Here is a 1,026-nt window from a genome sequence, read left to right as displayed (position 1 = left end):
CTGGGCATCATCATTGCGCTCAATATGCCGCGCAAGGGCTGGGGCGTTCCCGTCTGCCTGGTCCTGATGGCGCTCCCGCTCCTCATCCCGTGGAACGTAGTCGGCACGATCTGGCAGGTCTTTGGCCGCACCGACATCGGTCTGCTCGGCCATACGCTGGAAACGCTTGGCATCCACTATAATTACGTCCAGAACCCGATGCACGCATGGGTCACCGTCATCATCATGGATATCTGGCACTGGACGAGCCTCGTCGTGCTTCTTTGCTATGCCGGTCTCGTGTCCATTCCCGATGCGTTCTATCAGGCGGCCAAGATCGATGGCGCGTCCCGCTGGGCGGTATTCCGTTATATCCAGTTGCCGAAGATGAACCGTGTGCTTCTGATCGCCGTACTTCTGCGCTTCATGGACAGTTTCATGATCTACACCGAACCCTTCGTCGTCACCGGCGGTGGACCGGGCAATTCGACGACATTCCTGTCGATCGATCTCGTCAAGATGGCGGTCGGCCAGTTCGACCTCGGGCCCGCCGCGGCCATGTCGATCATCTACTTCCTGATCATTCTCTTGCTGTCATGGGTCTTCTACACCGTCATGACCAATTACGATGCGGAGCGCTGATATGAGCGTGCAGAACGACACACTTGCACGAACGAGTGGGCGGCCCGAAGCCGAACAGCGCCAGATTGACAAGGCGCTGGCCCGTCGCATGCGCAAGCGCGGCGACGAATCCAAATTTTGGTGGCTGATCCCGACGCTGTACATCATCTTCCTGATGCTGCCGATCTACTGGCTCATCAATATGAGCTTCAAGACCAACCAGGAAATCCTCGGTGCTTTCTCGCTGTGGCCGCAGAACCCGACTCTGAACAATTATGCGGTCATCTTCACCGATCCATCCTGGTACAAGGGTTATATCAATTCCATCATTTATGTGGTGATGAACACGGTGATCTCGGTGCTGGTGGCATTGCCTGCAGCCTATGCCTTCTCGCGCTACCGGTTCCTCGGCGACAAGCATTTGTT

General features: G+C 56.5%; 1 protein-coding gene and 1 pseudogene. Both read left to right on the top strand.

All coding sequences use genetic code 11. The annotated features are described in order from the left end of the window. On the top strand, positions 1-621 hold a 621-nt coding region (locus FHS21_RS30380; protein ID WP_183665874.1), incomplete at its 5' end, for a carbohydrate ABC transporter permease. An 88-nt stretch (positions 622-709) separates the two neighbouring features. Continuing rightward, positions 710-1,026, top strand: a pseudogene (locus tag FHS21_RS30375) (carbohydrate ABC transporter permease); the annotation flags it as partial.

This window comes from Phyllobacterium trifolii (assembly GCF_014192095.1).
GTDB classification, from domain to species: Bacteria; Pseudomonadota; Alphaproteobacteria; order Rhizobiales; family Rhizobiaceae; genus Phyllobacterium; species Phyllobacterium trifolii.
Note: the sequence above shows the minus strand (reverse complement) of the source record. Positions and strands in the feature narration are given on the sequence as shown.